General features: G+C 61.8%; 28 protein-coding genes. 6 read left to right on the top strand and 22 right to left on the bottom strand.

The genetic code is table 11. From position 1 onward, the window contains the following. Positions 1-5: 5 nt before the first annotated feature. The 20 genes from BMX92_RS23425 to BMX92_RS23325 form a co-directional block, all read right to left on the bottom strand. Entirely contained in the window at positions 6-1,430 is a 1,425-nt protein-coding gene (locus tag BMX92_RS23425; RefSeq protein WP_093021074.1) for a conjugal transfer protein TraH, read from the bottom strand. A 46-nt stretch (positions 1,431-1,476) separates the two neighbouring features. Further along, positions 1,477-2,043, bottom strand: a complete 567-nt coding sequence (locus BMX92_RS23420; RefSeq protein WP_093021072.1) for a hypothetical protein — start codon at positions 2,041-2,043, stop codon at positions 1,477-1,479. A 32-nt stretch (positions 2,044-2,075) separates the two neighbouring features. Beyond that, a complete protein-coding gene (locus tag BMX92_RS23415; protein WP_093021070.1) occupies positions 2,076-2,957 on the bottom strand; it encodes a conjugal transfer protein TraF in 882 nt (293 codons plus the stop codon). Further along, positions 2,954-3,550, bottom strand: coding sequence for a S26 family signal peptidase (locus BMX92_RS23410; protein ID WP_093021068.1), 597 nt, complete (start codon positions 3,548-3,550; stop codon positions 2,954-2,956). Before BMX92_RS23410 ends, BMX92_RS23415 begins: the two co-directional genes overlap by 4 nt. After that, positions 3,522-4,370, bottom strand: coding sequence for a type-F conjugative transfer system pilin assembly protein TrbC (locus BMX92_RS23405; protein WP_256213578.1), 849 nt, complete (start codon positions 4,368-4,370; stop codon positions 3,522-3,524). The genes BMX92_RS23410 and BMX92_RS23405 overlap by 29 nt, the downstream gene beginning before the upstream one ends. A gap of 25 nt (positions 4,371-4,395) precedes the next feature. Continuing rightward, positions 4,396-5,490: a conjugal transfer protein TraN gene (traN, locus tag BMX92_RS23400; protein WP_093021063.1), complete on the bottom strand. Its 1,095-nt coding sequence runs from the start codon at positions 5,488-5,490 to the stop codon at positions 4,396-4,398. Continuing rightward, positions 5,487-7,418 (bottom strand): hypothetical protein, encoded by a 1,932-nt coding sequence (locus BMX92_RS23395; protein ID WP_093021061.1) that lies wholly within the window; start codon positions 7,416-7,418, stop codon positions 5,487-5,489. The genes traN and BMX92_RS23395 overlap by 4 nt, the downstream gene beginning before the upstream one ends. 322 nt (positions 7,419-7,740) lie before the next feature. Continuing rightward, positions 7,741-8,754 (bottom strand): TraU family protein, encoded by a 1,014-nt coding sequence (locus tag BMX92_RS23385; protein ID WP_093021057.1) that lies wholly within the window; start codon positions 8,752-8,754, stop codon positions 7,741-7,743. Further along, the gene (locus BMX92_RS23380) at positions 8,751-9,329 is read right to left on the bottom strand and encodes a conjugal transfer protein TraW (RefSeq protein ID WP_371262522.1); all 579 of its coding nucleotides are present in this window, start codon (positions 9,327-9,329) and stop codon (positions 8,751-8,753) included. Before BMX92_RS23380 ends, BMX92_RS23385 begins: the two co-directional genes overlap by 4 nt. A 70-nt stretch (positions 9,330-9,399) precedes the next feature. Next, a complete protein-coding gene (locus BMX92_RS23375) occupies positions 9,400-9,636 on the bottom strand; it encodes a hypothetical protein (RefSeq protein WP_093021052.1) in 237 nt (78 codons plus the stop codon). Beyond that, on the bottom strand, positions 9,633-10,010 hold the full coding sequence (locus BMX92_RS23370) for a hypothetical protein (RefSeq protein ID WP_093021050.1): 378 nt from the start codon (positions 10,008-10,010) through the stop codon (positions 9,633-9,635). Before BMX92_RS23370 ends, BMX92_RS23375 begins: the two co-directional genes overlap by 4 nt. Continuing rightward, a complete protein-coding gene (locus tag BMX92_RS23365; protein ID WP_093021048.1) occupies positions 10,007-10,336 on the bottom strand; it encodes a hypothetical protein in 330 nt (109 codons plus the stop codon). The genes BMX92_RS23370 and BMX92_RS23365 overlap by 4 nt, the downstream gene beginning before the upstream one ends. Continuing rightward, positions 10,333-12,855 (bottom strand): TraC family protein, encoded by a 2,523-nt coding sequence (locus tag BMX92_RS23360; protein WP_093021046.1) that lies wholly within the window; start codon positions 12,853-12,855, stop codon positions 10,333-10,335. The genes BMX92_RS23365 and BMX92_RS23360 overlap by 4 nt, the downstream gene beginning before the upstream one ends. Continuing rightward, a complete protein-coding gene (locus BMX92_RS23355; protein ID WP_256213576.1) occupies positions 12,852-13,520 on the bottom strand; it encodes a TraV family lipoprotein in 669 nt (222 codons plus the stop codon). The genes BMX92_RS23360 and BMX92_RS23355 overlap by 4 nt, the downstream gene beginning before the upstream one ends. Next, positions 13,520-14,875, bottom strand: a complete 1,356-nt coding sequence (locus tag BMX92_RS23350) for a TraB/VirB10 family protein (RefSeq protein WP_093021044.1) — start codon at positions 14,873-14,875, stop codon at positions 13,520-13,522. Before BMX92_RS23350 ends, BMX92_RS23355 begins: the two co-directional genes overlap by 1 nt. Beyond that, positions 14,872-15,579, bottom strand: coding sequence for a type-F conjugative transfer system secretin TraK (locus tag BMX92_RS23345; protein WP_256213580.1), 708 nt, complete (start codon positions 15,577-15,579; stop codon positions 14,872-14,874). Before BMX92_RS23345 ends, BMX92_RS23350 begins: the two co-directional genes overlap by 4 nt. A 112-nt stretch (positions 15,580-15,691) precedes the next feature. Continuing rightward, a complete protein-coding gene (locus BMX92_RS23340) occupies positions 15,692-16,327 on the bottom strand; it encodes a TraE/TraK family type IV conjugative transfer system protein (RefSeq protein WP_093021040.1) in 636 nt (211 codons plus the stop codon). A gap of 5 nt (positions 16,328-16,332) precedes the next feature. Next, complete coding sequence (locus tag BMX92_RS23335; protein ID WP_014076300.1) at positions 16,333-16,599, bottom strand: type IV conjugative transfer system protein TraL; 267 nt, start codon at positions 16,597-16,599, stop codon at positions 16,333-16,335. Between the two features lie 131 nt (positions 16,600-16,730). Next, positions 16,731-17,045, bottom strand: a complete 315-nt coding sequence (locus BMX92_RS23330; RefSeq protein WP_093021038.1) for a hypothetical protein — start codon at positions 17,043-17,045, stop codon at positions 16,731-16,733. 172 nt (positions 17,046-17,217) lie between these two features. Further along, positions 17,218-18,054 (bottom strand): DsbC family protein, encoded by an 837-nt coding sequence (locus tag BMX92_RS23325; RefSeq protein ID WP_256213575.1) that lies wholly within the window; start codon positions 18,052-18,054, stop codon positions 17,218-17,220. Between the two features lie 314 nt (positions 18,055-18,368). On the opposite strand from BMX92_RS23325, the gene BMX92_RS23320 reads away from it, so the two are divergent. The 6 genes from BMX92_RS23320 (at position 18,369) to BMX92_RS23300 (ending at position 22,791) form a co-directional block, all read left to right on the top strand. Beyond that, positions 18,369-18,806: a hypothetical protein gene (locus BMX92_RS23320; protein WP_093021034.1), complete on the top strand. Its 438-nt coding sequence runs from the start codon at positions 18,369-18,371 to the stop codon at positions 18,804-18,806. 151 nt (positions 18,807-18,957) lie between these two features. Then, positions 18,958-19,365: a helix-turn-helix domain-containing protein gene (locus BMX92_RS23315; RefSeq protein ID WP_093021032.1), complete on the top strand. Its 408-nt coding sequence runs from the start codon at positions 18,958-18,960 to the stop codon at positions 19,363-19,365. Positions 19,366-19,383: 18 nt separating this feature from the next. Beyond that, a complete protein-coding gene (locus BMX92_RS23310) occupies positions 19,384-19,998 on the top strand; it encodes a GntR family transcriptional regulator (RefSeq protein WP_093021030.1) in 615 nt (204 codons plus the stop codon). 175 nt (positions 19,999-20,173) lie between these two features. Next, on the top strand, positions 20,174-20,308 hold the full coding sequence (locus tag BMX92_RS27075; RefSeq protein WP_143066860.1) for a benenodin family lasso peptide: 135 nt from the start codon (positions 20,174-20,176) through the stop codon (positions 20,306-20,308). Between the two features lie 57 nt (positions 20,309-20,365). Continuing rightward, positions 20,366-21,040, top strand: coding sequence for a lasso peptide biosynthesis B2 protein (locus BMX92_RS23305; RefSeq protein WP_093021028.1), 675 nt, complete (start codon positions 20,366-20,368; stop codon positions 21,038-21,040). After that, a complete protein-coding gene (locus BMX92_RS23300; protein ID WP_093021026.1) occupies positions 21,037-22,791 on the top strand; it encodes an asparagine synthase-related protein in 1,755 nt (584 codons plus the stop codon). Before BMX92_RS23305 ends, BMX92_RS23300 begins: the two co-directional genes overlap by 4 nt. Before the next feature lie 30 nt (positions 22,792-22,821). On the opposite strand, the gene BMX92_RS23295 is transcribed toward BMX92_RS23300, so the two are convergent. Further along, entirely contained in the window at positions 22,822-24,945 is a 2,124-nt protein-coding gene (locus BMX92_RS23295; RefSeq protein ID WP_093021024.1) for an Atxe2 family lasso peptide isopeptidase, read from the bottom strand. Then, entirely contained in the window at positions 24,946-25,851 is a 906-nt protein-coding gene (locus BMX92_RS23290; protein ID WP_093021022.1) for a TonB-dependent receptor domain-containing protein, read from the bottom strand. It lies immediately after the preceding gene. Positions 25,852-25,930: the final 79 nt, after the last annotated feature.

Below are 25,930 nucleotides of genomic sequence, written 5' to 3'. Positions count from 1 at the left end.
GAGCCTCACCGGTTGCGATTGGCATTGGCGCCCGCAGCGTCGCGGGCATCACGATCGCGCTGGCGTACGACGCCGGCATAGCTCGCCGACAGGTTCGCCTGGCTCATCGCCGCCATGTAGGACTGGCGCATCTGCGCACGCTGACGCAGGACCTCGTCGCGCAGCTCGCGCAATTGCTCGATGCCCTTGGTCAGAATGCGGGTCTGGCAAATGTTGCTGTTCTCGGCATCGGCGGCGCCTGCGGTGGTCGCACCGCGCTCCGCATTCTGCAGCGCGAAGTCGATCGACCGGGTCAGATCATTGAGCATCTGATAGGCGAGGGTGAGCGCGACCAGTTCGTCGGTATCGGCGATGACGCTGTCGGTCAGCCCTTGCCGCACGCCCCATTCGAGCAGGCGATAGACCGGCAGGGTCCGTACATTGGCGACGAACTGCTTTTCTTCGGTGGTGAGCGCTGACCGGGTACGGATCTTGGCCGCGACCGTCTCCATCCTTTCCCGCGCCAGAACCAGTGCGCCGCGTCCAGCGCCGTTCACCGAGCAATCCGCGGCGGTAGCGGGAATGTTGAGCGCACGGGTCGGAACGCGGCCTGTCAGGAAATCGTCGGCGCTTTCGGTATCCTGGTGCGGGCAGGCGGGGATGGCCGAGAAGATCGGCACCTTGTCGTTCCCATCCCAGCGCATGTAGACGTCACCGACCCGGGCTCGCATGACGCCCGCCCAATCCGAAGCGCCAACCCGTGAGGCGGCATGCGCGAGTAGCGAGCCGGTCTTGAAGATGTCCGTGACCTCGGCCGGGCAATTGGCGAGCGCGTCTTTCAGATCCTCGGTCGGATTGCCCTTGTTGGCCTGGATCTTCTCGCGGCTCTGTTGCCAGCTGTTGGCATAGCCTTCGCGGATCGACTTGTAGCCGGTCATCTCCTCGACGATGCCGGACATGTTGTCGTCGCCCTTGGCGATCTGGACCATGCGGTTGGCGAGGCGGCAGTCATTCACCTGGATCGAATTCAGGTAATTGGTCGCCGCCTCCATCTTCGAGAGGATATTTCCCATTTTCTCGTCCAGCGTTTCGAGAAGATACTGGAAGGCGACCGCCGGTGCGGCCTGGAGGATCGTCTCCAGCTTCTGGACGAGATAGTCGGGATCGAGAAACGACATGCCGCCCAGAAACATGTCGATGCCGCCGCAGCCCGCCTTCACCTTGGGCAGGGTGAGGCTCATCAGATAATCGTCATGAACGTCGACCCGGCCCGACATGCCGCCCGCCGTCACATAGCCGCGGGTCTGGTCCTCGAAACTGCCGGGCGAAGTATAGGTGACATTATCGAACCAACTCTCGGCCCAGCTTTGCGCATGGGCCGGAACCGCCTGGCCGCACGAGGCGGCGATCAGGCAAAAAGCAAGAGTCGAACGGCGAAGATAATGTCCCATGGCAGGCTTCCTGGCGAGGAGGAAGGGTGACGCCGCCCCGCCATGATCAGCGTCCCTTCGGGCTGGAGGAGGCCGGCGCCCTCACGCCGACGATCCCGGTGAATTTCGACATGGCGCGCACACCCACCGCCGCCCGGGCGCCGGTCAGCATCCGGGCGGCAAGCCAGGCATTGCGCGCGATATTGGCTTCGTGATCGGTGCCGATGGCGATGGGCACCATGCGGTTCGGGTCGGTGACGGGGCGGACCCAGGCGACCGGGTTCCCGACCCAGGGAAGACCGAGGCGTCCCGACCGCAGCATCGCCTCCTGAGCGCCGATCGTCCGAACCTGCCAGCCATACTGCGCGCGGAATGCCTGGAGCTTTGCCCAGAGATCACCGCAGGGCAGGCAAGCCGGGGCGGTGCTGATCTCGATCACATAAAGCGAAGCCTGACTGCGCAGCATGATCTGGAAGTCGGGGGGGAAGTCACGCGTCACCGGTACGCGGGAAAGCCACAGGCGCATGTCGGCGACATTCGATACCGGATGGACAGCGGCCCGCATCGCAGCTTTCCGGTTTATCTGCTGGGCATCGCCGATGGCCGGCACCGCCAGCCAGGGCAGGATCACCATGGCTATCGCAAGCCGAACTCGCCCGTAGCGCCTCACGGCCTCGGTTCCCTTGCATCGATGAGATCACCGCCAAGCACGCGCGGTTCGGTCGAGGAAACCGGCCCATTGGCGAGCGCATCGAAGAACCCGTTCTCTTCGCCGGCACCTGTCAGCCATTGCTCGGGCCGGATATCACCGCTCAGCAACCTGACTGCCTGATAGGCCATCTGCGCGATGTTGGGGTAGGTCTCCACCCCGGCGGCGATCACCATACGCTGGGCACTGTTCCTGCGAATGACCATGGTGGTGGGCGTCACTTCGACCCCGAAACGTTGCCCCAGTTCCGGCTTGCGGTCGAGGTCCATGAGGCTGACCTGCCAACCCATCTCGTCCTGGAAGCGCAGCACGATCGGCCACTGCACCTTGCAGTAACCGCAGGAGGTGCGGGCGAACATCACAAGCGCGAACTCTCCGGCGTGCGCCTGCAGATATTGGCGGCGCACCTGATCCTTCTGGGCGCCGAGCGCATCGCGGGCCTCGCCGACCAGAGGATTGGCGGCTCTCGCATTGAGCTCGGGATGGGTCAGCATGGCAAGCTGGGTGACGCCGGCGAAGGCGCGGGCCTTGCGCCGCGCAAAATCCTGCAGCCGCCAGAAATCGGCGACGGCATTGACGGTGAGCACGGTCGCCGCATAGTCGCGCTGCTGCTCGATCAGTGCGCGAATCTTCGGCGGCGTCCAGGTCGCCAGTTCGGCCATAGGCGGGATTACCGGCTTCACCAGAGCGTCAGGATCGGGCTTCTCCTGCTCTGCCTTGGGCGGTGCCTGATACCACCAGTACCCGCGCGCTTCGCGACCCGCGGCGCCCGTGGATTGCGCGGCCGCCGATCCAGCCAGGAGGAGGGCCGCGCCTGCTATCACAGCGAGCCGCTTCACAGCAGCTTCTCCATCCGGGTGAGGCGATCGATGGCGACCGGGCCATAATAGCGGCTGTCATATCCGTCGGGATGGCTCGACCCGACGAAGATCATCTCGTCCGGAATATGCGGGCTTGCCGGCTGCCAGTGGCTGAGGTTCTTGCCGCTGCGCGTCGCTGGCTTGCTGACGCCAACCAGCCGGTCATTGCAATAATACCAGCCATTGCGGCCCGGGCCGAGACTTGCGGGCTTCTCGACCATGACGATCCGGTCACCGGGCATGCACAGCGCATATTTGGTGACGGCGACGGGCCTGGGGCCGGCGATCGCATCGGCGAGCGTGAAGGAGACGAGATCGCCGCGGTGCACTGGCCCGGCAGAGCGGTGTACCACCCAGGCATCGATCGAAGGCGTCATGACCAGGGTGATTTGCGGCATCGTTACCCAAGCGAAAAGGCCGATCGGCAGCACGATTCCATAGGCCTTGAAGAGCTGCGCGGGCCGCGCCGGTTGTCCAAGGCCGCTCGCGCCCAGCGCTACGGCGGCCCGCAGCGGCAGGTCTTTCAGTTCACGCCAGGCGCGCTTACCGCCGTGCCAGATGAGCGAGAGCATCCCGTACCTCCTCCCTGCCGCCGAGGCGGTCATATTCCTCGAGAAGCCCCGACAAGGCGGCATCGCCCTGAACCAGATGCGCACCGCGAGGGCTCGCCTCGTCGCGCTCGCAATAGGGGAGCGTCGGATCGCCGGGGATCATCGCCAGCGCGGGAACCCGGGCGACGCCATGTTGCCGAAAGACCAGCGGATCGACGATCAGCTGCACATCCCGCATGGCGCAGGCCGGCCCTTCGCAGCCCGGATCACGGCGCAGGATGGCGGCCGACAGTTTCGCCATCGGCGCCACTTGCCGCATCCCGCCCGGCATCCCGCGAAAGGCCATTACCCCTCCGGCACGCTCGAGCTGCCCGGCATAGGTGCGCAATGTCTCGATCGGCATCGATGAGGAGACGAACAGGACCGGCACCCAGTGTTTGCCCGTACCGGGCGATACCACTCCGGCCAGCGCTGCCTGTTCCGGCTGCTCCAGTCCGAGTGCCTGCGCAACCCGGCGACTGGCGGCGTCGCGCTCGGCTGCCACGCGTTCACGCGCGGCCGCGATGTCGGCCTGTGCGCGTTTCGCCATATCCGGATCGTTCCTGCGCGCCTTGAGCCCCTCGAAAGCGCGGCGCTGCGCTGCGGCGTCGGGCCTGGCCGGCAGAACGGGTGAAGTCGATTTCGCTGCCCTGGCCTTGCCGACGGCGCGTTTCATCCGCTCCAGCGCCGCTTCGCCTTCATCCTGGATGCGCGCACGCGCATTTTCGTTTTCCGGTTGATCGCCCCCGGCCTGTTGCTCAGCGGCCCGAGCGAAGGCGGGCGCCGATAGCGACGCAAGCATGAGCCCTGCCGGAAGCAGAACGCGCCTAGTTGCTGATCGTCTGCATATAGGCATCGATCTTGTCCTTCATGTCGATCTGAATTTCGGATTGGGCACGGGCTTCGACGTCCGCATAATATTCGGAGAGGTCCATCCGCGAGAAATCGAGCGCCTGGAATTCCTCGGGCGTGAAGCCCCGGCAATAGGGCTCTTTGGCGGTCCCCCAACCGATGGCGCTGAAGGCCTTCAGCTGCGGCCGCCCCTGTTCCTGGATGATCCGGCCAAGCTTGGTGTTGAAGCAGCAATGGCCGCGGGCCTTCTGGACGCAGATGCCAAGGATCTTCGAGGAGCAATAGCTGCCGACCTCATGGCACATGCCCGAGCCGCGCAGCATGCCCACTTCCATGTCTTGGCTGTCGCAGCCCTGAAGCAGCACCTCGATCATGAAATTGACCGCGAGGCTGATTGCGATCGAGGTGGGATCGATGCCGACGATGATCGCATTGGCGCCGGCGCTCGCGGCCTGGCTCGCGGTCGCGCCCGCCTTGAAGGCTGTGTAGGCGGCTTTCATGCCGGTGAAGACGCCCTTGGCGACCGCAATCTTGGTCGAGATGGACGAGATCGAACCGCCCATGCCGTCCTTGACGATCTTGCCCTTGTCCTTGCAGCAATTGGAGAAGGTCGTCTTGAGCCCGGCAGGACGGCAACGCGCGGCGCGGCCGGAAAATATCTCGATCGTGCCAAGACAATTGCCCTCGGCATCGACGGCGCCATCGGCCTCGACACCCGGATCATCGACCGCCGGGTCATCGACGATCGGGTTGGCGCTGGTGTCGATGCAAGCATTGGCCGAGCAGGCCGGCGCTCCGCCACTGGCCGGCACCTCGCAGCTATATTGATCGCCAAGCGGGCAGTGCAGGGCGCCCGAGACGTCGGCCTCGCACATCGTCTGGCCGATCGGGCACATCCAGCCACCCGATGCTGTCAGATGGCAGCTCGCCGTCTCGCCATCATCGGCTGCATCGCCATTGCCGTTGAGGTCGACCGCGCAAAGCTGCTGGGCCGCCGCGTTCGACGGGCACAATGATATGCCCGCCATCAGCATGAGGGCTCCGGCGAACAGAGACAGTCGTGCGCTCATCGCACGCTACTCGTGCAGACCAGGTCCGCGCCGCCCAGGCGCACGGTCTGCATCATCACCGCCGCCTCAGGGAAATCGTCGAGACAGCCGCAGCCCTGGACGAGCTCCTCGCCTTCACCGGCCGGGCACACATTGCTGTCCTGGCACGCGTGATAGACATAGTCCCAGCCAACGGGATCGGTCTGCTTCGCGCCGGTCACGCCATCGGGCGCGGCGGCCGTGTTCACGTGTTTCTTGCGGGTCTTGCAGATCGGCTCGCAGGCATTGACGCTGCCCCGGTCGGGCAGGACAAAATTGCGCGTCGTCAGGCTATAACTCCCGTCGTCGCTTCTCACCCGGTCAGCGAGCACCGTCTCGGTCGAATGATCGATGATATAGGCACCACGCGAAAGATCCGGCTTCGTCGCCTGTCCCAGGTCCACCATGCACCGGTAGCCTTGCTCGCGCAGGAAGAAGTCGCGGGTGATCTGGGAGGAACAGGCGCCCGTTCCGAAAAGCCGGGTCTGCGGCAAGGGCGAAAGGCCGGTGTTGACGCCGCTTCGAAAGGTGGTGACCCCGTCCACCACTTCGTCCTGTAGCCGGCATTCGTCGTTCGAGGCATAGGCGCCGCAGGTGTCAATGAGCTGCTCGGTCGTCTTGCAGCCGGAGTCCACGCTGGCCTCGATCGACGCATAGGCTTCGCCGCCATCGGCGACCGCGACCCGCAGCCAGATGTCGTGGTCGCCCTGTGTCAGCCGCGATGTGAAATCGAGGCCGGGGTAGACGGTGAAGGCGCCCTTCTTCTCGCATTTGCCGGGCGGCAAGCCTGTCCCGGTCCAGCTTTCCGGACCCGATCCTACCAGTTCGCCATCGACCCGGATCTGGGCCCAGTCGTCAGCACCGAAGCGGGTCAGCAGCACCTGCTGGAGCCGGTCGACCTCCTTGACCCGCAGGGTCATGTGAAAATCGAAGATCGAGCAGGAACCGCCCGAGAGGCTGTTGTCCGCGGGCGAACCCATGACGAACGTGACAGTACCGGCGCTCGAAGCATAGGTCGCAAAGCCGCCCGAGACTCGATCGATGATCTTGTCCGCCGTGATTTCCTCCTGGGTGATCTGCCGGGTGATCGTGCAGCTTCGGCTCACTTCGGAGGTGCCGGTGCCGGTCGAGGAGGCCGACAGCGCTTGGAACACGCTGCTCGCCTGGGAGGCGGCATAGGCGTCGCCGGCAATGGCGTTGGGATTGGCCTTATACGCGGTAGCCCCGATCTGGGGCTGCGCCGCGCAGGCGGTCGTCTGCGCGCCGGTGTAGCGGATCACCGGCCCTTCGATGGATGCCTGCGCAATGCCGATCCGCGCATCGGCGCTGGTGAGCGCGCCGACGACCCCGCCGCCGAGGTCCTTGAGCACGGAGGCCATGTTGCCCCAGACCAGATTGCTGCCGCAGCTGTTGTTGACGCAGTAACAACCGGCGAGATCGGTCAGCTCGACTTCGCTGAGCTTGAGCGACCCGGTGGCAGAGGTATCCCAGCGGAAGAAGCGGCAGGCGTCCCAGGTGCCGGGTGCACAGGAGATGATCCCGTTGGCGCAGATGCCCGAGGCAGGAACGGGCAGGGTCAGCGCTTCGTCGAAGCTGCCGTCGAGATCCCTGTCGCGCGAGATGCTGAGCGTGCCGATATCGCCGGTCGCATTGGGCTGGGCGAGCAGTTCCAGCATTGTCGCGGTTTTCTGGCAGGCCAGGTTGGGCGTGAACGTCTTCGAGGAATCGACCGTCGTAATCGTCTGCCCGGCAAGACCCGGGGTCACGTAATTCTCGAGAATGGCATCGCTGTCCGCGCTTTTCTCGCGCGCGGCGGCCGCGGCGGCACGAGCCCGGTCTTCCGCCGTCTGCGCATGGGAAGGGATGGGCAGGCACAGCGCCGCAACAAGGGCGAGGACAGGGCGCCTCATGGCCGGATCTCGCTCGGTACGATCAGTCGGGATCCACGTCGCAGCCGGAACAGAAGAATCCCACCAGCACGCGCGGCGAGCTCCGCGCGAAACACTGCCTGTCCTTCAAAAACGGTCAGCGTGGCCACGACGACAGACGGCGAGGAGGGGCGCACCGCCTGTCCATCGTCTGTATTCACGGCCACGCCGACCGCCCGACCGACGCCGCAGGGGGGATGCGACGCCGGTCTAACCGCATGGGGTACACCCGGCGCAATGGAATGACGGGCAAGCCATCGGCTGTTCCCGGGCGATCCCATGTGGTCAGGAAAAGACGGGCCGGTCATGGCGTTGAGACCCCGGCGCAGCAGATCGTCTTTTCGAACAGCATGAATTGGGCATTGTCCTTGCCCGGTGCATGCTTGGCACTGGTCCACAGGGCGCCGGGACGGCCGACATTGACGCACTGGCCGCCCTTGACCGGTTCCATCAGCTGGAACTTGTAACGGCTCTTGGTCCAGACGGGCTGGGGAATGAAGGAACAGCCGTCCGCCGAACTGACGGTAAGTGCGCCGAGCCGGCCCATCATGAACACGCCGCGGGCGGCAAGGCCGGCCCAGGCCTCGACGCTGTCCCCGAAATGGATGTCGCCCGCGATCGGATAGGTCGCCCCCCAGCTGCCCATGCACCAGAACAGCGGATCGACGACCTTGCCCGCGGCGGCCGCGGCGCTGTCGGCCATGCAGGCGAGGCCCGCCGCCGGATTGCCGAACAGGATTGCCTCGGGCTGGATGATCGCGCCCAGCGTCGCCGACTGCCAGGTCGGCAGGACCTCGGTGATGAGCGCGACATCGAAGCCGTTGTCCTCGATGCAGGGCAGGTCGGTGAACATGTCGAGCATCTTCCAGACCGGCGCGATATAATAGTGCATCTGCGCGAACATCTTGCGGGTGTTGGTGCCGTCGGCGAGGCTGCTCTGGCTTCCCTGCAACTTGCCGCCGGTGGGCATGATGTCTGCGCCCAGCGCCATCATGCACCCGGGCTCGGTCACGACGTCGACCATGCGGTTGGGTGACCAGAAGCTGACCTTGACGCCAAACCAGAAGGTCACGCCTTTGCGGCACGCGCACAAAGGCTTGGAAGCCGATTGCGCGTCAAGCGCCTTGCCGAGCGGATCGCTCGGACCGACCTTCACGCCGCCGATGGCGATCGGGAAGATGCAGTTCCAGCGGACCTTGGTGATCGGGTTGAACACCGTGCCCGCCTCGCATTTGGACGCTTGGGCCGGGGCAGCGACCGCCAGCGCGGCAAAACCGCAACCCAGCGCCAGCAGTCGGGGAAGGGACAATCCTTTCATCGCGCGGCCCTCCGGTCTGTCTTGCTCCTGTCAACCTCGGTCAGCACCAGTTTCTGCCCGGCCTGCGCGACGATGACCGGCGCCACCGTCAAGCCAAGCCGCGTCTTGACCCGCTCTTCCAGCAGGAACAGCGCGCGGCTGTGCCGTTCGCCGAGCGTGATCGCATCGGCATCACCGGGGCTGCCGGCTGCGAGCAGGATGAAGTCGGCAGGCCTTGCGGTGCGCAGCGCCCAGTCGAGGTCGCGCGGATGCACGACAAAAAGCCTCTGGGGCAGTGATACGTAGGCGAGCGGATTGAAGCTGTAGCCTTTGGCGTAAAGCAGCTTCCCGTCCTGCAGCCGTATATCCTGGTCGAGCGTATAGAAGGGAACCACCGTGCGATTCCGGTCGGCTCGCGCGATCCCAAGCGTCGCCGCCTTCATCGCGGACCAGCGTTCACGCGGTCCGAAGGCGGCTTTCATGTCGGGAACCTGCGCCGCCCGGCCTTCGATCTCGCTTAGCGCGTCGGGCTCGGCGATCGGCCAGGTGCGGCCTATCGTACTCGTCTCCGCATCGAGCGATGACGCCATGAGCATTCCGGACATGATCGCCATCGAAGTGCGGACACACAGGACAGGAGAGCGAGTGAAAACTCCGCGCCGTGATCTAGCGGCCATGGCGCCGCCTCCAATAAGGACGAGGGATCTCGCGATCCTCGCCAAGCGCAGCGCTGATCAGCGCGGCGGTGGCGATGATTGCGGTAATCACGACGAGCAGGCGGAACAGTCCGGGCACGTCCGGCAACTGCCAGGCGATAAAGGACTGGACCAGCAGCAGCCCCTGGCTCCCGACGATCAGGCGGATCGGCCCTGGTGCCGGCGTCGAGGAGAAGATGCCGTTCATGGTCGCCTCCAGCGCCTTGCGAAAGCACGAACATGCCGGGCCAGCGCATCCCAGGGAACGAGGATGAGGCCTGTCGAACCCGCGCCCATGCCGGCACAGATGCCGACGACGATGGCGCCCTGCAGCGGCGCACGCAGGCTCGAGGCGGCCATGAAAGCGAAGAGAGACGCGACCACCATGCTGGTGGTCACCAGGATGGTGTAGGTAGCCCTCGCGAACCGCCGTTCCGCTTCGATCACCGTGACGATCGCATGTGCCACCGCCGCGATACCGAGCGCCTGATTGTTGAGGCTGCGCGCATAGGCGAGGAGCGCGTGGATCTCAGCGCCCGCTTCGAACACAGTTTCGAAGTCCTCATCATGGTCCGGGTTCATCGCGCCCTCCACTGCGACAAGCGCGAGAGGAGCATCCCGCAGGCGCCCGACAGGCCAATCAGCAGCATGCCGCTCGCAAAGCAGGCAGCCGCCACGATGAGCCCTGTGCGTACCGTCCGAAGCGCAGGCTGCTCCAGCGCGAGACCTGCGGTGATCACGAGACCGCCCATCATGCAGGTCTCGATAGCCACCAGGCGCAGCCGCCACTGGAACGCCGCTGCTTCAGCGCGCTTTGCGACGCGGGCTTCGATGATCGCCTCGATGGCGGGGTCATTTTCCCAGTCGATCGCCAGCTGGTCGGGATGAGGTTTGGACTTGTGCATCATGCCGCCCTCCCGGCCTGATGGGCACGACCGCCCAGCACCTCGACCGGATCGACACCGGCCAGTTCGCAGACGGCTTCCAGCGGATTGCGGCCCGCCCGCACCAGCGCCTCGAAGGCGGCGACCTCATTGGGCGCCGAGGTGTTGATCCAGTAGCTGAAGGGATCGACCACCAGGCGGGCAATGCCGAGCCCCAAAGGACTGTCGATGAACACCTCGGAATAATTGGGCTTGGCGTTGCGGACCGATTTCAGCAGATCGAGAACAAAGCCCGAATAGTCGAGGATCTTGTTGTCGACCGCCTTGTCGTAGGTGGAACCCTGCAGCAGGAATTTGGTCGCGGCGTTTTCGAGGATCACCTGGCCCGTGCCGCCGAAGAGCAGCAGGTCGTTCATGCTCTGCAGGACGATGCCGAAGCTGCCCTGATATTTGCGCGCGCGGCGATAACCCTGGCCGAACGCCTCGGCGAGACGCGAGAGATCCTGCCCATCGCTGCGCGACATGAACTGCGCGGCTTCGTCGCATAGGACGAAGCGGGGCTTGTCGCGCGCCGAGAGGTAAAGTTCCTGGGTGACGGCGTTCACAACCACCATCACGATCACGTTGAAGAGGTCGGGGAGCGCCTTCAACCGTTCGAGTTCGAGCACCACGAATTCGTCACGGGATATGTCGAACGTCGAGGGACCGTTGAAGAAATGCCCATACGCGCCCTGGGACCCGAAATCACGCAAGTTGAACGCGAGTTCGCGCGCGACCGGCACGAGATGATCGACGCGGTCGAGCTCGGAGATCGCATTGTCGGGATAGCGGCCGAGCCAGTCGCGGACCGCATCGATGCCGTCCTCGCCGCGTCCGCTATCAACCGTCCATTGTACAGCGGACTTGAGGAGGTTCCATTCCGACGTGCTGACCGGCTTGCGCGTGGAGGCATTGGCCATCTCGGCGACGATGGCGACGGCCATGGCGATCGCCGACTGCTTATCCTCACCGTCGAGCGCGAGCCCCATATCGAAAGGATTTAGGACCAGCTGCTCCTCGCAGATGTCAATATAACGGCCTGAACAGAGCGTGCAGAGCTTGCGGTAGCTGCCGCCGATATCGATGATGCGGATGAGCGCGCCTTGCGCATAATATTGCTGGCAGAGGTTATTGAGCAGGAAGCTCTTGCCCGCGCCGCTCTCGGCCGAGACGATGAAATTGTAATTGTTGATGCGCGGATCGAAGAGGTCGAGCGTGATGAGCTGGCCCTTGCGCCCGACATAGAGAAGGGCAGGGCGGCCGCCGCCGCGAAAGTCGGTCTGCACCGGCGCCATCAGGCAAGCGGCCTTCACTGGCATGCGGAAGTCGCGTTCGAGCAGCTTCAACGTACGCTTTTCGGGGTAGAGACCGAAGGGCAGGCTGGCGGCGAGCAATACCGGCAGCAGGTAGCTCTCCTCCTGCACCATGAAGGGCAGGGGTTCGGATTCCCACAGACGCTTGGCCCGCGCGGCCATTTCGCGCGCCTGGGCGCTGTCACGGCCGAACACCCACATCGTCGGGATCACCGAGACGAACCGGCTGTTCGACGCTTCGTCCAAAATCCAGCCAATCTCCTCGATCTGCTTGCCGACCTCGACCGCGAAACTGCCCGCCGCCTTCTGGGCCGACAGGATCTGGGCGCGCTTGTGGATTTCGAACTGTGAATGATCGAACAGGACCGAGAGGCAATAGAGGAACGGGCCGCCGATTTGATCGCTGTCCTCGGCGCTCCCGCGCATCCCGCCCAGGAGGCGATTGGCCCGCTCCGCGGTGATCCGCCGGGCGGGGGCCTTGGGCGTGAGGCAGCGCGCCACCTGGTTACCGAGAAAGACCTCGGATCCCTCGAAACAGAGGTCCGGTCCGGCCTCGATGATCTGCCGCGCGATCGACGGCGCCGGCATGCCGCCCACGCTTTCGCTCAGGAACACGCCAGGGGCGGGCGCGAAGACACCGTTGAAGATCCGGCGGTAGAAGCTCACCAGTTCATCCTGCATCAGGCGCCGGATGCCCATCTTCGCCAATTGCTCCTCGACCTGGCGGCGCAGGTCGGCGCCGAGCTTCACCCGCGTCTTGATCGAGAGAAACAACCGGAAATCGCGCACCGGGATGGCGTGCAGCGCATCGAGACCTTTGGTGCCCGAACGCAGATACTCGGCTGTCCGCCGGGCAGAAGCCTGGACCAGCGGATCGGGCCGCACCTTGAGATCGAGATAGGCATCGAGCGCCGGGTCGATCAGCGGATCGGCAAAGGTGATGAGCTGGAGAACCGTGCCTTCGGGAAAATGGATGTTGAGAAGACCGAGCAGGGCTTGCTGGACATGGGCGAACATATAGGCCGAAGGGACAAGCTCCCAGGCCTGGCCCCATCCGTCGTCGATGCACAGGAAGGCTTCTTCCTCCTCGACCCAGGCGACCATCGGCAGGAAGTCCGAATAGGCATCGCGCGTAACAGCGGCGCGCAGGCGCTGATAGCTGAGGCTGCCACGAGCCGACTGCGGGGTCATGGCCGGTTCTCCGGATCGAGAGTAAGCGGCACTTCCGAGGCTGGAACCTCGACGCTTCCCGCCGCCGGCTCGCGCACCGTCCGCAGCACCGGCGGGGCTGGCGTCCGACCACCGGGTTCCACCAGATAATCGCCGACCACCCAGGCCGGCCGGTCGATGATCGAATAGACATAGCGCGCCATGAAGAGCCGGTCGGGCCGCTGCTTGTCCGCATAGGGCAGGATCAATGTGCGGATCGTGCGCGAGGGACGCAGCATGGGTGAGCCGGGGCCCTCGATCAGCGCGCCGACATTGCCTTGTCCGCTCTGCGGGGCAACAGCACCTGCCGCGGTCGACATGTCGATCTTGCTGCCCGGCGTGGGCGCCTTGCCCGTCTTACGCTCTGCGAGCATCCTGCGGTCATTGGTGACGGCAGGATCGGATTTGGACGTGCGGCCGGCAACCGCGTCGGCATAGGCCCGGTCGGGATGAATGCACTGGCCATGGTCGCTGTTCTTGCAGGAGAATTTCTCGCTGTAGGGCGACATCACCGATCCCACGGTGGCGCAGCCTGAAAGCCCGAGGAGCGGCAAGGCGAACAGCGGCAGTGCGCGCAGCGCGCTGCGAAAAGTCCCGAAACGGGCGTGTAGCTGGTGTGGCATGGTGCCTCCTGTGGTGGCGCGCATCAGAATTTCACTCCCACGCCGGGTTTGATCTCGAGGGTCGCACCTTCCTGGATCACCACGACCACATCCTTGGCCGCGCCCACCTCGACGATGGGACCGGCCTGACGGGCGAGATCGAGATAGAAGTCGGTGAGCTTGTCCGAGGATTTGGCGAGGCCGCCGGCAATGCCGGTCTTTGCCGCGTCTCCGGCATCGAGGGTTCGCACGGTTCCGAGCGCAGATGTCGAGGTGTTGCCGAAGGTGCTTTCGACCGATTGCGAAATGCCGCTGATGGTCCCGGCGATGAAGGCGCGCGCCAGCGTGGCGCCGGCCCGCGTCACTACCTTGCCCGACAATCCCTTCTTGCCATCGGTGTCGACGAAGAAGCCCTTGACCGGCTGATCGACCACGGAATGCTCGTCGAAATCGACGCAGGACAGCGACACGAGCTGGATCTCGACCCGTTCCTTGGCGAGGCTGCCGGTGGCGTTGCCGATGACAAAGCACCCGGCAAGATTAGCCTTCACCTCATTGGGCAGAACCGCAGGTGCCTGCACCCGTGCGATGATCGGCTCGGGGTTACTGGTTGCGTCCCGGCTCGCCAGCGCGTCGATGCCCGTCAGGAGCCGCGCTTTCATGAAACCAGGCGGTAAATAGATCGTCCGATTCTTTTTTTTGGACGAGGCTGGAGCATCGGCGGTGCCCTGAGGCCCGCTTGTGCCTACGATCTGGCTGGTCGCAGACCCGATCGCGCCGACCGTCTTCTCGACCGGCGGTGCGGGAGGCGCGGGCGGGGCGCTCGGCGCTGAGGGCGGTGCCGGGAGCTTGTCCGCATCCGCGCCGATGTCGCCGACGTCGGGCGGATAGGGCAGCGCAGGCGCGTCACCGGGCAATGCCGGCGGCAGATCGCCATCGACGCCTCCAGATGACTTGCTACCCGGTGTTCCCGGGCCACGCGATCTGGCAACGACCTTGCCTTCCTCGATCGCGCTGACGCGGTCGCCGAGAAGCTGCTGGCCATCGAGGACCTTCTTCAGGTCTCCGCGCAGCTTCACCTCGAGGCTGTCACCGCGCAGTCCCGCGCCCATGTTGAGCGAGGATGCAGGATTGGCGGGCTTCGCCTCCTCCTTGCTGCCGGAGGCCATATAAAGGCCGATGCCCAGCGCGCCGACCGCCACGCCGACGGCGAGCTGGCGCGCGCGCAGCTTCTGCTTCGCCGACAGTCTGGCCCACAGCCCCTGCCAGTCGAACAGGGCCACGGGGCGTCGCGGTTCAGCTTCGTCCTCCTCGCGAGTGCTCCGTCCGGCAAGATGCGCCTGATAGGGCGACAGCGGCTCGGGGGCCTCGACAGGCCCATTGTCCTGCGCGCCGTTCATTGCCCGGTCCCCCGGCGCACCACGACCAGCCGGGCGTTTTCCCCGGCGTTGAGCCGCACCCGGTCCAGGGTCACGGCGAAGATGCGGGATCCGAGCGCCGGATCGATCAATGACCGTTCGTCGAGCGTTACGGCTGCTGCGACCTGAACCCGGTACTCCGAAGCCGAAAGCGCCGCGCCCTCTATGACCACGCGGCGGCTTTCGGTGATCGAAACACCGGGCATCGCCGGCATCAGAAGCGTTCCGCCGGCGGGCGCGACCTCGCTGAACGAGGCGGGAATGCGATCGTCCAGCAGCGCCATGGTGATCGAGACCGCACGGTCTTCATCGGCGAGCGCGGCCATCAGCTCATTATTGGCCTGGGCCCTTTGCCGGGCGCCCGGCATCAGCACCACTGTCTGTGCGGGAATCTCCGCCGGTTCCGCATAGAGCGGATAGGTCGCGCCGTTGCAGTTCACGAAGAATTCGGACGGCTGGGTCACATAGCTGCGCGTGACCTGGCCCGCATCATCGATCTCTCGGGTCAGGAACTTGATCCAGGCGTCCGAACCGCCCTTCTCGACAGCAAGGCCTTTCTCGGCGGAGAACTTGATGTCTTCGATCTCGCCGCCCTCGCACACCACATGGTTGATGTCGCGGTTGGACATGCGGATCCGGCTCGTCTGGTCTGGCAGGGCATGAACGGTCTGCGCAGAGGCCGGCATGGCCAGCAGCAAGGCGAGACCCGATATCACGGCGCACGAAAGGGGGTGGCGGAAGGTTCCGGTTACCCCGGCTTTCGGACATGCAGGGATGGACGCCTGTCTCGAAATCACGTCAGCGCGTTTCGACATCGAACTGCTCCTCGGAAAGACGGGTCAGCCAGAAGCGGCCATTTTCGATGGCGTAGCCGATGCGCAAAATGCCCCGGAATTTGCGGATGACGCCGCCGATGACGCGCACCTTCTCGACCGGCACGACGATTTCATGGGCGGTCCATCGGACCGGCTGATCATTGCGGATGTAAGTGGCGATCGACAGCGTCGGATTGTTTGCCAGTTCATCGAGTATGGTGTTGAGGCTGTCGCGCATCGCGCCATAAGCCGACGGGTGAGCAAGCCCGAGCAGTTCCTGGAACTGACGATCAGCCGAATAGGCGGACCAGGTGCCCGAGAGCGCAACGATGTTGCGCGTTATCGCGACAATATAAGCCTCGGACGGCTTGTTCCCCGAGACATGCAGGTCGCCGGTGGCGCCGAAGGGCACGATGATGGTTCGGGCGTTCTGGTTGGTCGTGTACATGACCGCGCCCAGAACGGCCGTCACACCGAACATTCCGGCGATGGCGACCTTGAGCAGCCGGTTCTCCTCGAACAGGTTCGCCGAGCCCTGCAGATAGCGATGGATGCCGAAGCTTGCCGGTTTACCCAGCAATATGTCCTCGGCCCCTTGCTTGCGCGTGAAGATCCCCATGGCGCCTACTCGAAGAAGCGGGTCTGTGTCGGACCCGGATAATGGGGGAAGGAAACAAGACCCCAGCGCCATGCGAGATGAGCCAGATAGCCCCGGGGCTTGGTCCGCTTCCACGGAATGAAAAGGAGAAGGGCGGCGATGAGCGCCCAGCCGACAAGTCCGCCCACGATCGCGGCCACGAAAACGCTTGAGGTCGCGAGCAGAAACTCGTCCGATCCGAACCACAGGATCTGGACCGGCCGATGCAGATATTGCGGAAGGCGTTCGTCCACTTGCCCTTCTCCTCCTGCTTCATGACACCTGGGAAGGTGCCGGTTTCCGGGAACCGACCATTCGGCTCCCAGCACTTTGCCTGTGCGATTGCGTCTGGCCGGTCAGCCAGCACGCAGCCGCACGCGGCGTCTCAGACGACCATCCCGAAGGTCTGGAGAATGGAGTCCGCCTTGATCAGGCAGACCGCAGCGACGATGGTCGGGATGCCGATCATGATATTCGAGAAGAGGCGTGAGACGCCGAACAGGAAGGCGGCGACGCCGCCCACGAAGCCCATCGGACCCTTCACGCCCTGGTTCACGACGATATCGTAGATATCGTAGCCAAGGTCGCCCTGGGCAGGCGCCGAGAAGGCATGGGCGGGGCCGCCCACCAGGGCCATCACGCCCAAAGGGAGACCGAGATTGGCCACCGCCAGGGCCTTGTTGCTCAATGTACGCATCATGGCATTACTCCGAAAATGGAACCGTCCAACCCAAGCCTGCCGGCATCGAAGATTCGCTGTCGGCCGGGGCGTCGGTGGACGGCTCCCTGAGCCCGCCGCCGCCGGCATCCTGGTTCATCCGTCCGCCCGCGATTGGGCGAGGCCGGATGCCCTCCTGAGGGCGCACACCTGTTCAGCGTCGCGCTTCGGACGCGGCCTTCGTGAGCGCCGGCTTCGCATGCCGGTCGAGGAACGCCTCGAGCTCAGCCTGTTGGAAACCCGAGATGAGCTTGCCGTCGGCGATCAGCGTCGGCGTGCCCGACACCCCGACCTTCGCGACCAGTTCCGCATCATCCGCGACCTTGTCATGCCCTGCGGCGCATTGGCGCAGCAGCGGCGGGGTGTGGCCCGAATAGGCTGCCTGAAACGCTGCCTCGCGATCGGGTGAGCACAGGATATGCTCTGCCTTGGCAGCCGCCGTCGGGTGGATGCCGCTCACGAAGAAGATGAGGCGCCGGACCGGTTTGCCTTCGACTGCCTTCGCCTTCCAGAAGCGATCGAGCGCCTGGCAATAGGGGCAGTCCGGATCGGTGAACTCGATGACGGTCGGTGCATCCGCCGGGCCGATGGCCAGCGCCTTGGTGGGATCGATGGCCTCGATGCGCCGAGCCGCTCCCTGCTCCTGCGCCAGGGCGGTCAGATTGATGCCGTTGCGATCATAGACAGTGGCGAAGAGCAGATGTTCGCTCTGCGGCGCAAAATAGATGATCTTGCCACCCGCTATGGCCTGATAGATCTGTCCTTCGACCGGCGCGGGGCCGAAATCCTCGAAACGCAGGTTGGTGAAGGTCTGTTGCAGCTTCACCTGGGCTTCGGCAGCAGCGTCGCGAAGCGATGCTGCTCCCTGCGTGCGTGAGGCAGGCGCGATCTCTTGGGGCGGCGCGTCTTGCGCCGCCGCGCCATGGAGAGGCATAATGCCTGTCACGAGAGCGACGAGTATTGCCGCGGAACTGGAACGCGTTCTGGTCATGACCGCTAGTCTCCCTGAGTGGGGATGAGACGGACACCGGGCTGCCGATCGTTCGGAAATTCTCGCCCTTGCTGCCGTCTCGACACGGACTTGAGTGGCGGAACATCCTTTCTCTGCACAAGGGATGAGGAATCTCAGTTCCGGTTTAAGGCACTTCATTTCCGGTTATCGGAAAATCACTTCCGCAAACCGGAAGTATATTTCCGGTTTCACCTTCTGTTCCTTGTCCCGGATTCGATCACGTCACGCGGAATCGGTAGACTCGCAGGCATATCGACCGCGAAAGAATCGCTGCCTGCGTCGGGAGAACGACTATGGGGAGTCAGCAGTCCAGGGCGTACAAGCTTCAACTGTCCGACGAGGGCATTCATCTGTTCCTGCAGTGCCATTGCCGGCTATGCCATCTCGCCGGGGATTTTCTGCCTTATGGAACGACACTGTTCATTGCCGTCGATCTTCTCCATCGATGTGCGGCGGACGATCTCATCGCGGAATTGCTCGACCCCAAGCTGGATCGTCTTGGCGGACGTAAGGTTCGACATGTCGGCACGTCCAACGCCCTCTCACGCCTCGTCGACGACATTATCGAAGCAGTGCGCCAGTCGCAGGCCATCCATCCCTCGCCCCAGGTCTGGAGACTCTATCTCTCCGCCCTGGTCCACATGCAGGCGACCGAAGACATCAAAATCGTTCAGTGTTTCCGCGACATGCCAGTCAAGACCGGACGTCCTGCCCATCGTTCTGCGAGATAGTCGCGTAGGCGGGACAATTTCGAGCGGTTACCGGAAATTAGTCTCGCAGATGCAATGATCTGTGGCTTGACGATAGGTTTTATTTACAACAAATTGCCGCGAATAGGCGATGTGAGTTGGACTTTTGAGCCGCTGTCAGGGAGACCTGCAGATGACGCTTCAAAGTCCCCAAGCGATCGGTGGCGACATATTCTCATCGATCAAGGAGCTTTCCGGAAAGCTCGTCGAACGGTGGCGCCGCAGAGACAGAATCTCTCAGCGCAGCCTGGGAAAAGCTGTCGGCCGTACTGAACGCTGGATTCGCGAACTCGAAGGCGGGGCCGGGACGGCCTCGCTCGAGGACCATATCCGCTGCGCGCATGCGCTACGCAGGTCGTCGTCTCACCTGTTCATTTTCCTTCTTGCAGTGGAGCAAAAGATGGCCGTCCCTCACGAACTGCTTCTCCTGGACGACCTGTGGGAACTGGAACGCGACATTCTTGACGTCGTGAGTCGCCATCACGCAGTCGCGGTGGCCCGCCTGGCTTCACGGGGCGGCACTGCTCCGCGGCCAGCTTGATGAACGGCGTTGTCCGGCATGTCTGCCGAGCCCGTCCTGGCCGAAAGGGCCTATCTGCTCCTCAAGGCCGATATCATGGCTGGGCGGTTTGCCTGGGGCGGTATCCTCAACGAGAGGGCGCTGGCCGTTGAATATGGCGTATCCGTGTCCCCCCTGCGGGACGCCGCGCAGCGCCTGGTCGGTGAGCATATGCTCGAGATTGCTGTTGGCGGCGGCTATCGCTTGCCGGTGATGTCACCCGACGCCTTGCGCGATCTCTACCGGTGGCACGGTCACCTGATACGCCTCATACTCAAGGCAAGCCGTCCGGCCGCTGCCTTCGAAGCGCAGTCCTATGCCGAGACGGAAGCGGATGGGCGCGCATTTGCGACAGCGGCGACGAACTTGTTTCTGGCGATCGCGCAGGCCGGCGACGATCATGAACATAGAAGGGCGCTTCGATCGGCGACGGAACGACTCCACATCGCCCGCCTAGGAGAAGCTCGGGTGTTGCGAAACCTCGAAGAAGAGCTCCGGGCGGTCGGGATCGCGACCATTTCCGGTCGAGGTCCCGACCGCTTTGAGGCTCTGTGGGCCTATCACCGGCGACGAATTCGTCGCGTGGGCAGGATATGGGAAGCCATCTCTTTATAGCCATGGTAAATGAAATCAGATGGTTACATGGTGCCATCGTCGCCGAAAATGGCTTTCGCAAGGGACGGTACCGGTTAGTTGCGCACTTGCGACCTTATAAGATCGCTGATCACGCATTTCCTGATTTACCCTCCGGGAGCTGCAACTTCGCAGCATATCCAAGAAGGAGGTAAGTATGGAACGCGACAACCATCCGGAAACCGACCTGATCGACCTCGGCCTTGTGGTCGAAGAGACCAAGGGATCTGGCAGCAGATACAATGACGGAATCGGCGGTCTGCAGAATCAACCCGGTCTCGCGGACGACTGATGCGCGAGGGCACGTGAGCCCACTAGGGCACGCGTGCCCTTCATCCAGGAAACAAAGATGCAATTCATGCTCTGTGACGATCTTTGCTTTTGCAAAAGTGCTGGCGCCGTCATATTTCTAGATGCGCGCACTGGCCGTTATTTCGCGCTACCCAGCCACTTCGTTGGAGCTTTCTCGCGCTGGATTGATGGCTTTCAGCCATCCTGCGACGATGTGCAGATACTCGAACATCTTGCCCAGCAAGGGATACTGGTGGAAACTGAGCATCCACCGCAATGCTTCAACATCAAATTTGCATCCCTTCCACCACCGGCGGTCGAGATTGGCCTTGATGGTCGATTTCCTTCCTTTCAACTCGCGGTCTGCGCGATCGCAAGCCGCTTGATTTGGACATGGCGCGTGCGCCATCATTCATTCTCGAGCCTGATAGATAGAATTAAAAACATTCGGAGTTCATCTTCCCGCAAGACGGTAAGAGGGGCGCAGCGCGATCTTGTTCGGTTGGTGCACGCTTTCCGATTTTCAGATTTGCTGTTGGGTAGTCACGATCGTTGCTTGCCTCGATCCCTTGCACTCGTGGCCACCTGCCGGAAATACGGCCTATCTCCGTTGCTTGTGATTGGCATCCAGGCTGCGCCGTTCGCAGCACATTGTTGGGTTCAGGACGGCGATGTGGTCGTCAATGAAAGTCCAGATCGCGCGCAAATGTTCACGCCGATATTGGTAGCATGACAATGTCGCGGTACCTGATCCTCGCCTTCGGTCAAATTGAAGAATGTGAACAGATTTTGCGGCAGGTTGCTGCCAACACTGCGCTTAGCGAAGTTTATCGCGGCGATCACATCATTATATTTGCTGAAAGCCCCGAAAATATTCTTCCACTGCCGACAGGAGGTGGAGCCATAGTGGGGACATTGTTTTCTGGGCGCCAAACTTCAGGGAAGGTCGCTCAGTTTGAAGAGAATGAGACTATCGAAGTTATTAGAGATCCCGTTAGGTCGCTTCGAGATGATTATTGGGGCGCCTATGTCGCAATCATAGATCGATCAAGAGAAGTAAAAATCCTGCGCGATCCTACAGGCGCTCTGCCTTGCTATTATACGACGCGCGGCGAAATGATTGCCTGCGCATCGGATATTTCAACTCTGATCGGCGCGGGATTGGTTCGCCCATCAGTAAATTGGCGCTCTGTAGGAAAATCTTTGTACCATGTTCAGCTCCCCTCTGAGGAGACAGGGCTGTCTGGTATTAACCAACTTCAAGGCGGTTGCATGCTGACAATAGGTACGGAAGGAATCAAACAAACCCTTTTCTGGAGCCCGTGGGATTATGTCGCGACCGACCGTCACGCAAATTCCGAGCAATGTGCCGCAGATCTTTTTCAACTCGTCAGCTCGACGATAAAAACATGGGCTTCCTGCTATTCCCATCCGCTGGTTGGCCTCTCTGGCGGTCTAGATTCCTCCATTGTCGCGGAATGCTTGGCTCGAGCAGGTATCGAAGTTACATGCGTGACTGCGGTCACCAACGATCCAGCCGGTGATGAGCGCGTATATGCCAGGCAGGTCTGCACGGCGATCGAGGCGAACCTCATCGAAGCGATCTATCTTGAAGCGGATATCAATATCAGCGAATCGACCGCCGCAAATATTCCAATTCCTTCCGGGAAATCGCATGAGCAGGCATATAATAAGATAGTGCGAGATGCGGCCGCCAGTACGGGTGCAGATAGCTTCTTTGTAGGCGCTGGAGGAGATAATGTATTTTACTCAACTCATTCTGCTCGTCCGCTTATTGATCGATATGAAGATCAAGGATTGTCAACTGCGCTGATGCAGACCGTCCGCGACATTTGTCAGATTACTGGTGCGAACATTTGGGAGGTTATCACAGAAGCATTGCGCATTTCTCGAAAATTTGCACCGGGCCTGCCTTGGCAAGTAGCAGAAACATATTTGCATCAAGACTTCCTGAACTCAGTGCGTGAGGATCCTATTGAACATCCGTGGTTTTCTCCACCCGAGTCTATGCCAGCCGGCAAAAAGGGCCACGTCGCGCAGATATTACGAGCCCTCCATCATATCGAGCACCGAGACAAAAATCTTTCGATTCCGATGATCAGCCCATTGCTGTCTCAACCTGTGATGGAATTTTGCTTGAGTGTACCAAGCTGGTGGGTGGTTGAAGGTGGATGTGATCGCGCAATTGCAAGAAAGGCGTTTTCGAAAAGGCTTCCTCGGGCAATTTTACGTCGGCAGGGGAAAGGCGGTCCCGACGGCTTCGTCGCGCAATTCATACAGGGCCATCGCCGCTCTATCGCGGACCGCTTGGTCGATGGGCAGCTTTCCGCGAATGGCCTGCTTGACCGCAACGCGATTGAAACGGCTCTGCGGTCCGGTGGACACATTGCCCCCTCCGATTGTCCCAGAATCATGGCGCTTCTTGATGCCGAGGCGTGGGTGAGAAGCTGGTCGACAGCATAAGAGCAGGCTATTTATAGAAATGTCGCCCCGTCAATTTTCCGACGACGGAAGCCGTGATAGCCATATGCGTTTCATTGCCAACCAGCTGGTCAATTCCTTACTTGGATACGCAGTGGCCGGTTGGGTATCTTGCAGCCAGAAGTCGAACCAGTCGAGATTTCGGCGATACACCGAGAGGCGATGCGCCGGCTGCGATTTAATGTGATCCTCATTCGGGTAGATGTACATGTCGCTCGGGATTTCGGCCTGTCTGATTGCCGTAAACCCCGCAAGCATTGCAAGATATTCGCTATCGGCGGCTTGAAACAAGATGGGAAACTTCACGCGCTCCGCCTGATCAATCAGCGATATCTGGTTCCAGAAATCAGGGTTCTTGTCGATCAATCGTGGCCACCCGCCTTCGTGATAAGACTGTGCGACCATGGGCCCCAGAAATGCATCTTGAGTGGGCTCCCACCCACAGCCCGATACGGAACCGGCGGAGAATAGCACGGAATGAATGGCTGCGAATTGCACGGTAGTGCATCCATCACTCAACCCCGTAATTCCGATCCTCCTTGAATCGATAAAGCCACGGCTGATCAAAGAGCGAGTTGCGACTTCAATGGCTGAAAGGATGTTCCTGCGTCCTGCAAAATCGTGATTGAACGCCGAGACCAAGGCGCCAACACTGGCTTGTTTGCCAACGATATCCTCATATGTAAGGTTATCGACACTTAGGACAAAATAGCCCCGGTTGGCAAAAACCTGGATTGGATATTCGTCGCCGATCCCTCCGCGAAGAAAGCCTTTGGTTCGATATTGTACGACGATTAAAGGATAGCGAAGTCCCTCGGTGTATCCGACGGGATAAACCAGATCGCCATAAAATGGGACGCCTTCGCTATTGCGCCAGTTCATCCGCTCGACTTGGCCCATGGCCAAGTGTGAGAAATCCGGGTTCGGATCGAAAATCTGCTTTTCCCTCCTGTGGTCGAGGTCAAATCTAACGAAATGCCTTGGTTCTCTTGAACGCTCGCGCAGACAGGCCAAGTCATCGCCTATTGGCTGACATTCGACGAGATAGTCGCTGGTCAGCAGAAGTCGCTGGACCCGTCGGCTCCCTGGAAGCCACTCGTAGACGGCGGTCAGGCTATTGGCCCAGCCTTCCCGCCGAAAGAACCGCACTTTCCGTCCATCCGGCGCCCACCATAAAGGTGCCAACCAGCCTATACGGCATTCCTCAAGCAAGCATGGATGACGGCGGCCTGCCCGCGTTTCTACAGCGATACGAAAATCCTCGGGGAAGCCGGAGGCGTCAATCCGTTCGCCGAAGGCGCTGTCGCCCGCCCGACTGATCGTTAAATCTATCCGGTTTTCATTCGAATCGGATTGAATGAAGTCGTTGATCACCGCCTCGCTGGCCGGCATCTCTAAGCCCGTCTCAAGATCAACCCCGACGTAAACACGGTCCGAACCGGGTGTTTGAGGGCGAGCGCCCCGCACGGGAAATGCGCGCTCATCATAGCGCCATCCCGCTAGGCCTTCCCGGTCGATCGCTGCGCTGTTGGTTTTTACCCCAGGGCGAATGACATAGTTGATCTCGTGACCACCGGGCGAGATCTGGAAATCATCGACATCCACACTGGCGTGAGTGACCTGCACAACCGTCCCGCTCGCGAGATCGGCCTTCCAGATCTGCGTACTTCCGCCGATCCGCTTAAGGTAGAAAATTGATCGCCCGTCCGGTGACCAACGCGGTGCGGTCGGCAAGGGTGCCCCAATATGGAAAGAAGCCCAGTTATACCGAGGGGGAGTATCAAGGATGAGTTCATGGCTGATGTCGACGAGTTCAGGCCGGGCCGGGTGCAGCGCAGACATCACCACAATGCCCACACAGTAACGGTTTTCCGAAGGATTGCCTTGGTGAAGCTGGAACGCGATCCGGCGACCGTCAGGGGACAGCGAAAAAAGGGAGCGATTCCGGTCCGGGCGTGGCGCTGGTCCAATGTCACGTAATCCCGCCAACGCTTCTGGCGTGACTGGCTCACGCCCCCTGCCTATCTCCTCATTCGGCAGTAAAGAAGCGCAGGATTGCTCAGCTCGTGCCGCAGTTGAGAATAAGCATAGTCCCAAGACCGCAATCACGCAGGCGGCATGCAGTGCCCGGCTCATTCACCACCTCTTCCGCAAGGTGATGCTGGCCGTGCGACCGTAGAGGGAGTGATTTACCGAATCGACGAGAACCTGCGCTGCACGGTTGGTCCTGATTGAAGGGGGCTTGCTATTGAAGAGATTTTGTATCCCTACCTGCCATTCGACATTAGTAAATATGCCACTGGCGGAGTTACCGCGGATCGTCGCGACGGTGTCGAACGTCGTAAAGGAACCGACGATCACCGTCGGCTCGAACCGATTGTCGTCTGTTTTGCCGACATAATTAACTGTAGCAGAAAGGTCGACATTGTCCTTCTGCCAGTTTGCAGTAATGCGGCCCCGCCAATGTGGCGGCGTGAAGATTATTCCTACCTGCTCGACGAGAGGGAGGCCCGGTATCACCTCGCGTGTACTTTTCAAATAGCTGGCTGATCCATTGATTGTTGCTCTGCCATATTGCTGGAAATCGTGAGTATACGCTGCAGAGAAATCGATGCCTTCCAGCTTCTGGACGGATATATTTTGCAGATAATCCTGTACGATCGCTGACACTGACGATGGGTCGAATGCTCCATCTGTGAAATTCTGAAAGACCCCGGTTATGCCGTTGATGGAATCCAGCACTTCGGCGGATGTTGGGTCCAGTCGTGTGTACTGATTGTATACGGAATCGAAAAGTTTGGTAAATTCCACGATCGGAGACCCGACGCGGTTATAATAGCGGGTATTAAAATATGAGACCTCGGCCTTGAATCCTTCCATAGCTTCGGGAGTTAGGGCAACTGACACGCTCCATGTCGTTGCGCGTTCCGGTTTCAGGTTCTTGTTGCCTCCGAAAAGATATAGGACGGGGAAGCCATTTGATGGAGCGGGGTCGAACTCCGAGCCCGGCAACAGCTGCGCGTTGCTAGGGTCAGGACCCATTGATATAACCGGCTCGATCTGATTCAGGCTCCGCGAGGAGATTGAAGATGAGCGACCTGTATTGGCTCACGGACGAGCA

The sequence above is a fragment of the Sphingobium sp. YR768 genome (assembly GCF_900111125.1).
Taxonomy (GTDB): domain Bacteria; phylum Pseudomonadota; class Alphaproteobacteria; order Sphingomonadales; family Sphingomonadaceae; genus Sphingobium.
The sequence above is the reverse complement of the archived record's forward strand: the minus strand, read 5'-3'. Positions and strand labels throughout refer to the sequence as shown.